This is a genomic window from Parabacteroides sp. AF39-10AC, from assembly GCF_003635405.1.
GTDB classification, from domain to species: domain Bacteria; phylum Bacteroidota; class Bacteroidia; order Bacteroidales; family Tannerellaceae; genus Parabacteroides; species Parabacteroides distasonis.
In genome coordinates this window covers 201,876-210,380 of record NZ_QTLP01000008.1, presented here as the reverse complement: position 1 = coordinate 210,380, position 8,505 = coordinate 201,876, and the positions used below count along the sequence as shown (strand labels likewise).

Here is an 8,505-nt window from a genome sequence, read left to right as displayed (position 1 = left end):
ATTTTCTATAGAATTAAAGAATTTTCCCCCTGATTTATCGGGTGAGCCCAAAAAACCTGTGGGTATGTTAAATCAGATCAGGTTCTAAATAATGTTCATGCTATTTGGGTTGCAGAAATAAAGGAAAATAAGGTTAATCTATGGCATATCCATCCGGACACGAAAGAGAATAGAAATAAGTTTGGTATATAAATATGAAACAATGAATATTGGAGAATATAAATGAATATAGGTTACAAGGTTGGTGAGTTGATTTATGATGCAAATATATATGATGGATTAAATACCTTTCTATCTGATTTGCAATTCTACAAAAAGTGGCTACCGAAAAATAAGGAGGCTGAAATACTTGAACTGTGCTGTGGTACAGGCAGACTTACGATCCCCATTGCCAAAGATGGATACAGCATTTGCGGAGTAGATTACACACCCTCAATGCTCGAACAAGCAAAGATGAAGGCTATCGAAGCAGAATTAGTGATTGATTTCATAGAAGCAGATATTAGAATGCTCGACTTGCAAGAAAAATTCGACCTAATCTTTATTCCATTTAATTCAATCCACCATTTATACAGAAACGAAGATTTATTCAATGCGTTAGGATGCGTTAGAAATCATCTCAAAGCAGGAGGCTTATTTCTGTTAGATTGCTTTAATCCCAACATCCAGTATATTGTCGAGAGCGAAAAAGTGCAGGCAGTAATTGCCGAATATACAACGGATGATGGACGGGATGTGTTGATAAAACAAACAATGCGTTATGAGAGTACAACCCAAATCAATCGCATAGAATGGCACTATTTTATCAATGGCGAGTTTCATTCATACGAAAAGATACAAAACCAAAGATGAAAATGGACTTTAAAATCAGAATAGCGCAACAATCTGATAGTGCTGAACTGAGAGATTTATATAAGAATACCGTGCTTGTAGTAAACAGGCGTGATTATTCACAGGATGAAGTTGAAGATTGGGCATCATGCGGAGATGATCTTTCCAATATAGAGGAAATGATAAAGACTCACTATTTTATTGTGGCTGTTAATCAACTGTCTCAGATTGTAGGTTTTTCATCCATTACGCCGCAAGGCTATCTGCACTCTATGTTCATTCACGCAGACTTTCAAGGCAAAGGCATTGCAACTATGCTTTTGGAAGAAATAGAACGATATGCTATTACAAAAGGTATTATACAAATCACATCAGAAGTGAGTCTAACTGCTCGTCCATTCTTTGAGAAGCAAAAATACGTGGTGAAGAAGGAACAAAAACGACAGGCAAATAAATTGAATTTGACTAATTTTTGGATGGCAAAAACCTTATCTGTAATAAAACCATATCATGGTCGTATTCCTGCTTGTGGTGTGTTCTGTGGCGGTTGTCCAAGCTACACACGAGATGAAAAAAATTGTCAGGGAGCAGAGGAAAACAAAACCCGCTGTGAAAAATGTAGAACATTTTACCTGTGTTGCGTTGAGAAAGGAATAACACATTGCTACCAATGTCATCTATTTCCTTGCACTAAGTTCAAAGGTTTTACAAAACGTTGGTTAAAGTATGGGCAAGACTTTATTGAAAATCAGAAATTTTTAAAGCAGGTGGGTGAAATGGAATTTTTGAGGTTTTATAATGAAAAGGTTACAGATTAAGTTTAGTCCATTTCTCTTGTATATCTAAAATGAACTAAACCTTTGTTTTTATTGAAAGTTGTTAGCCTATCTCCTTTGAAAGAAATCTCTTGAATTCTTCCTCACTGGGCAACTGGATTTTATACTTTTGTACAAAAATATTTGGGTCTAATCCTGCTGTGGCATAACGAACTAAAGTATCTCCTTTTTCAGTACAAAGCAAAATACCGATTGGTGGATTATCATCGGGCTGCATTACTTCTGCTTTGAAGTAGTTTAGATACATATTCAGTTGGGATGCATATTCATGGTGGAATTTGTCAATTTTTAAATCCACTATGACATGGCATTTCAGTATGCGGTGATAGAAAACGAGGTCAGCAAAGAAGTAATCTTCATCTATCAGTATGCGTTTTTGGCGAGCTTCAAAGCAGAAGCCGTGTCCCATTTCCAGAAGGAACTTTTGTAAATTATCAAGGATGGCTTGCTCTAAATCATTCTCTGTAACTAATGCCCGTTCATTTAACCCTAAGAACTCTAAGGTCAAGGGAGTATTTATTACATTCGCAGGCTGTAGTTGAACTGCCTGTTGCTGTACTAATGCAGAAAGAGCTTCTTTGTTTTTAGATAATCCACTACGCTCGTAGTACAATGAATCAATCTGCCGTTCCAGTTCTTTTGCAGTCCAGCATCCCCTAATCGTTTCCATTTCATAAAAGGCACGTTTAATAGGATTGTCAATAGCAGATATTGCATTCAAATGCGTAGAAGATAATCTGTTAAATAGCTTTTCAGCAGCCAATTTCCAGTCATTATTTGCAATTTCTGAAACCATTTGCAATTTGGCGGTTACTGACCGCCGAATCTCTGTTTCAAATTCGGCGGTCGGCAACCGCCGAATTCCCGAACCCGACATAACATAGCCTAAAACCTCTTCTTTCAACTGTGGATAAACAAGATATAAACGTCTGAACTCCCGGAATCTACGTTCGTTAAGTCCTTTGGTATTTAGTTGTTTTTCCAACTTCTTCAAAAGCTGCTCACCATAGGCTGCACGGTCTTCTCCGTTTTGTTCAAATTCCACGATATAACAGCCCATAAGCCAGTTACGGGAAGTTAGTGCAAGGTTTACAGAGTGTGCTGCTTGTGCTTACAGCGTGTCTTGAATGGCACTTCTCCGTATGTTTCAGCCCGCTATGTCCGAGCAAACTGGCTACTGTTTTAATATTAGCACCATTGTTAAGGATATTCACTGCAAATGAGTGACGGGCACAATGCCAGCTTATGTGCTTGTCTATTCCGGATCTTTTCACCCAACGTTTTACTGATTTACAGCAGCTTTCATAGGATGGTAGATTAAATATAAGCACATCTTTGTTGCCATCTGCAGGAGGTTCGCCAATAATAGAGAGTAAACCGTCATTCAAAGGTATGACTACTCCACTAGCAGAAGAATGCCCTTTGGTCTTATTCTGTTCAAACTTCAATAGCTTGTTTGAGTAGTCTACATTCTTATATGTAAGGTCTTTCAGTATCACATCGTGTTCGATGGCATAGCGTATCACTTTCTTGAAACGCTGATAGATACTTTTTGCTCCCTCGCCAACGCTACGGGATTGCAAATAGTCCACAAACAGAACCATCATATCCTTAGTGATAAATTCGGGTTTGATGTTGCATTCATATAATGGGTACTGTTCTTTCAGAAAATCCTTAAAACGACTGAAGGCAATTTGCATCATACGCAGGTCTTTCTTAATATTTATGGCTAATCAGTTAAAGAAATCCCTTTCTTTGGAGATTGAACGGTTCAATGCTTCGCAGAAGAAAGGATTTAGCTTTATGTTTTGATGTAAAATGCTTTTTCATAGTTCCTCTATAATAGAAGCTCACGCTAGTAGCCAAGAGGTAGTGTGGCATGTTTAGAACATGTATTCCCAAAAAGAAGAAGGAATCTGCTCTTTTGTCGAAAAAAAGTCTTATGTTTACGCACGATATGAAAAACAGGGTTTATATAGGCCCTGATATCAGTAAATAACCAACCTTGACATGTGTACAAACAGAGATAAGGCTATCTCTTTTGGGCGGGACGGCGGAGATGTCTGCCGTTTCGTTTTTTGTCTATGAGCCAGTGACGTGGTTGCTGACGAATCGTTGCCTCAAGATATTTTTCTGCAGATTCATTGTTCATATATTGCCAATATTAATCAAGTAAACGCTCACCCGATATTTATTGGGGACAGACTTAATTCAAAGGGATAAGACAAGAATCGCGGATGTCAGCTTAATGCGATGAATGGTATCTTTTTGATTGAAATACCTTCTTTTTCACGACACGGCTCTCTGGCTATAAAAGCCAACGAGCGTAAGCGGGGAGCGCGAACAAGCTACCACAACCGCTTTTTAACACGATAAGCGTCGCTTTTTAACGAATATATACGTATCAACCTACACATATGGCTGTATCAACTCACACATATAGCAGTGTTAACCCACACATATAGTCGCATCAAGCTACACATATAGTGGCGTAAGCCTACACATATATAGGTATCGGCCCTCACATGCGGTAGCGTTGGGCATTATTACCGCCTAACGACCGTAAAACATGAACTAGGGTGAATTATTTCGGCTGGAACGGAAGGCTGTTTTTCAGCAAACGGCTATCAAACAGAGAATTGCTGTTTTTTTCTCTCGAATTTGGAAGCGAGACGCACTTGGGTACGGAATAATCGATTCTCCGGGACTTCAGATTACAAGTTGTCAAAAAGACAAATGGGCCACTTGTATCTATAGCTCCTCTGCCATTTCCCGATAACCACCGGGGGAGAGACGGTTAATGTATAATTTAGCCTTGTCAGGTGAATAACTTACGGTTTGTCAAGTGAATAACTTACGGCTGGGGGTAGCCGTAAGCTTACGAGTCTGGAAGTGGTTAGTTATTCACTTGGGAAGCCTTTCTCAAGTGAGTTGGTCTGTTGATTAATAGTTTATAAGACAGCGATTTATATGGCAATAGTTATCTCATGATCTCATCTGTTGGCCGACTTATCTTAGGCTGCCGGCTGAAATATAGATGAGCCTGAAGATATCCCCAATGATTATCGGGTGAGCCTATAAAATACCTATAACTCGAAGCTAGCGGTACTATCAATACTTTTGTGTCAAAGAGGAAGCTTGATTCAGATCTTATGCTTTGATAGGTTTACATTATTTTAATGTACACCTGTACATTATATATAGTTAAAAACCTTGATGTTTGACAATCTTTTATGGGATAGAAACGACTAGTTTAAACGATCGATTCTTTTAGTCATTTGCAAAGGTACGCGTTTCTTCGATACTTGCAACTCTTCCGGGCTATTTTTTTATTACTTATCCTCTTTCTTATCAATAGGATAGGTTATCCTTTACGAAACAACCGATTCCTTCAACAAACCTCCTGTTCCGACACTAAAAAAACGCAAGATTTAGACGATCGTTTAGACTAGTCGTTTTCGAGTAAAACAAGGGTGCTAAACGACGGGATGGACTTTAATTAACACTATTATTAATATTAAATTTTGAATTTATGAACAAAAGGATTTTTACCTTGTTAACAGCTGGTTTACTGCTAGGTGGACCTGCTTTTAATGCTGCGTATGCCGCTGTTGGAGACAAGACCGTTGTTTCTTATACAACTACAGAGACCGCTTTGGGCAATGGCATGACATTCTATTTAGGAGCGTCAAATACTACTTTGTATGCAAAGTATACGAGTAGTGATATCTTAAAATTGAAGGGCGATAAGGAAGTTGTTTCTTTAACAGCTACAACTGCTTCTGCTACGAATGAAACTGCCGCCGAATTTACGATCCGTAACTACTCTTCTCGTACTTTCGAGTTGTGGGTAACTATTGATGGTAAGGAATACCAAGTTATAACAAAGGGCGATGGTACTGCCGTTACCGGAGATCAGTCAACGAAAAATCTTTCAGACTTCAACACGAAGTTTATTGTAAAAGATGGTAAGCTGAAATTTAAAGGCTTGTTTACGGCTGCATTGCCTGCTAGCGAGGTTGGTAGTAATTTACAGGCCTTCTCTTATGCTAAAGAGATCGGAGATGAGTATTTGACTGAATACAATTCAAAAGGTACAACTTTGTCCTTCGATTATACGACTAGCGAATTGGTTGGTAACTTGTTTGATTCCGTAACTCCGGTAACTGTTAGTGCGGATATTACTGCTGCGGATGCGAAAATCCAGACAGGTACTTATTTTGTGAAAGGTGACGCAAAGAAGGTAGAAGCATTTGTTGCTGAAGTTGAAGATGGTACAAATAATGAAGCTGCCATATCAGCTGCAAAAGAAATCTCTTTCTTAGCCGTGGATCCTACTCAACGTTACAACATCAATGGTAAACAAGATGGTGAAGGTTACGCTTTGTATTGGATGAAAGGTGAGGTCGCTGCTAAAGACTCTAGTGCAAACGCAAGCTTTACGATCTCATTGAAAGATGCCTTTAATGAGGATGGTAAGTTGATTTTAACGATGAAACCTTCTGTCAAAGAAGGTAATACTTGGAAATCTTATGATGTAAATGTAGCTGCGGTTAAGCCTTCTGTTTCTGATACGAAGACTTATGTGACTACTGTATTATCAGGAAGTACAAAAACGAACTATACTCCTATCCATCCGCAACTGGGTGCGAATTCTTATCTTGACGCTTCTGTATTATTGAAGAAGAACGCTGAGAATGTGGTAAATATTTACTTTACAAGTAATGATGAGGACAAGAGCTCTGAGGGTAAGCCAAACGCTCAAACAGAGTACCATAAGTATTTAACGGTTGATCCTGCTACAGGTGACGGTTTAAGAGTGGTTGCTTATAATAGTGCGGATTTTACGATGCCGGTATCCCAATGGATCGTTTCTGGTTTTGATGGCAAATATAATTTTACATTGACAAACCGTGAGACAGGTGAGGATTTGGTATTACGTTTACAACCGGATGGAAAAGAAGGTGGCTATAAAGTAGATAAAGCAACTTATGATGGAGAAGAAGTAACAATCAAAGGAGATGAAAAAGCTTCCAAAGGTGTAACAGAAGATTTAGCACTGAATACAACTTCCGTTAAGTTCAACACGATCGCTACAACTCGTACGGACGGTTATAAAGTATTCACGGATACTCAGATCGCCGAGGGCTTTAAGATGACATTCAATGGTAAGAACGTATTTGGTGACAAGACTCTTTATGCAGTTCTTTCTAATGATAAAAAGAGTATGAAGGTCTCTACCGATGAGAAGGCGACAATGTTGACCCTTTATCCGGAAAGAGTAAAAGGTGCTGAAACTTTGGATAAATCTTTGCAAGGTGTAGCTGATTACATCTTGAATACGAATACTTATGCTTACTTAAATGATAAGAATGAGGTTGTAAGAGTTGCGGATAAGGATACTTTGGTTGTTCCAACTTATATCTTGCGTACGACGGAAGTTAAGGGTGACGATGCTAGATATTTAGGTGCTGCCGCTGCTACTGATAAAGAAAAGGATGCCGCTACAGAGTTCGCTATCATTAAGAATGCCGCAGGCGGTTATTCTTTGGTTTCGTTAGCTGCGACTTCTGGGGGTACGCTTGATTATGCTGCTTCAATTGATAATACTTCTGCGGTTAAAACTGCGAGCGTTAATAGCACAAATTTAACTGTAGCTTATGATAAGAAGCGTTATGTAGCAGCTAGTGACTTGAATGATGGTTACGCAAACGTTGAGATCTTGGACGCTAATCCGTTCAACCCGTCATTGGCCTCTCAACCACGTCACGCATCATTTGACAATATGTTAGGTTCTATCAACTATCAGTTGAATAAGAATGGTATCACTGAAGGTATCCTTTCTGCGGAAAGCATGATTTTCTGGTTGGATACGGCGGATAGCAAGGCTAAGACTCCTTCATTCTATATCTCTAAAGGCATTGAGGTTGCTGAAGGCGAAGAAGCACCGGCTGAGAGAATGTTCATGTTCAATGCTCAGGATTCTTTGAAATATTTCGTAGAAGGCTCTGCTCAAGAATATACAAATGAGGCATATTATTTGGAAGGAACAGAGGATACTAAGGTAATCTTCCGTCCGGCTATCCTTGAGGGTGTTGATACAATCGCTACTACCGTAAATGGTGAGGCTGTAAAAGTTGTTAAGGAATTGGAGTCTGATGGTGAGACTGTAAATTCTGATAGACTGGATGCGTTCAAGTTTAATATAACTTTAGCTAAGGATTCTGAGGATGAGTATGTTATTTCTTCTCAAAGAAAGATTGATGGTAAGACAGTTTATGTTTATGCCTTGAATGGAAAACTTGGTTTGACTGCTGACAATGATATCGCTATGGTCTTCACATTAGGTACTGACGTTCCGACTTCTAACGGTTCTGTTGAAGATGCTGCTTCCTCTATCGTTGTAGTAGGTGGCAACGGTGTCGTAACGATCCAAGGCGCTGCTGGTCAGAACGCTTATGTACGTACTGTATTAGGCCAGTCTGTAGCTGAGACTGTTCTTACATCCGATAACGCTACAATCGCTGTACCTGCCGGTATCGTATTCGTTACGGTTGGCGAGGAGACTGTGAAAGTTGTCGTTAAATAATTGAATATTCAAAGTAAAGGAATAATGAAATAAGATAATCAACAATTCCCGTGAGGGTTTCGATCCCAAGTAATCCGTGACGGATGAACAGGCGGGAGTTGGATTAATATTAATACTAAAGTAATAAATTAAGAGGTCCGTAAGTACCTCCGTGAGGATGGAGTACGGATAAAGAAACAAGTCTCCGGCAGGCGTAAGCTTTGCTGGGGACTTCGTATTTTGCGACCTTATTTATGTGTAACTAATGAA

Annotated in this window: 3 protein-coding genes and 2 pseudogenes; 3 read left to right on the top strand and 2 right to left on the bottom strand. The window is 39.2% G+C overall.

Translation table 11 applies throughout. From position 1 onward, the window contains the following. Positions 1 to 222: 222 nt before the first annotated feature. Both DW033_RS09880 and DW033_RS09875 read left to right on the top strand, forming a co-directional pair. Positions 223 to 837: pseudogene (locus DW033_RS09880) on the top strand (class I SAM-dependent methyltransferase); the annotation flags it as partial. Positions 838 to 848: 11 nt separating this feature from the next. Further along, entirely contained in the window at positions 849 to 1,649 is an 801-nt protein-coding gene (locus DW033_RS09875) for a GNAT family N-acetyltransferase (protein WP_008777733.1), read from the top strand. 61 nt (positions 1,650 to 1,710) lie between these two features. Here the strand turns inward: DW033_RS09875 and DW033_RS09870 are convergent, their stop codons facing one another. Beyond that, a complete protein-coding gene (locus DW033_RS09870; RefSeq protein ID WP_122377616.1) occupies positions 1,711 to 2,727 on the bottom strand; it encodes a PDDEXK nuclease domain-containing protein in 1,017 nt (338 codons plus the stop codon). 73 nt (positions 2,728 to 2,800) lie between these two features. Beyond that, a pseudogene (locus DW033_RS09865) lies at positions 2,801 to 3,385 on the bottom strand (tyrosine-type recombinase/integrase); the annotation flags it as partial. 1,814 nt (positions 3,386 to 5,199) lie between these two features. Here DW033_RS09865 and DW033_RS09855 point away from each other — a divergent pair. Next, on the top strand, positions 5,200 to 8,256 hold the full coding sequence (locus DW033_RS09855) for a DUF6383 domain-containing protein (RefSeq protein WP_048927051.1): 3,057 nt from the start codon (positions 5,200 to 5,202) through the stop codon (positions 8,254 to 8,256). Positions 8,257 to 8,505: the final 249 nt, after the last annotated feature.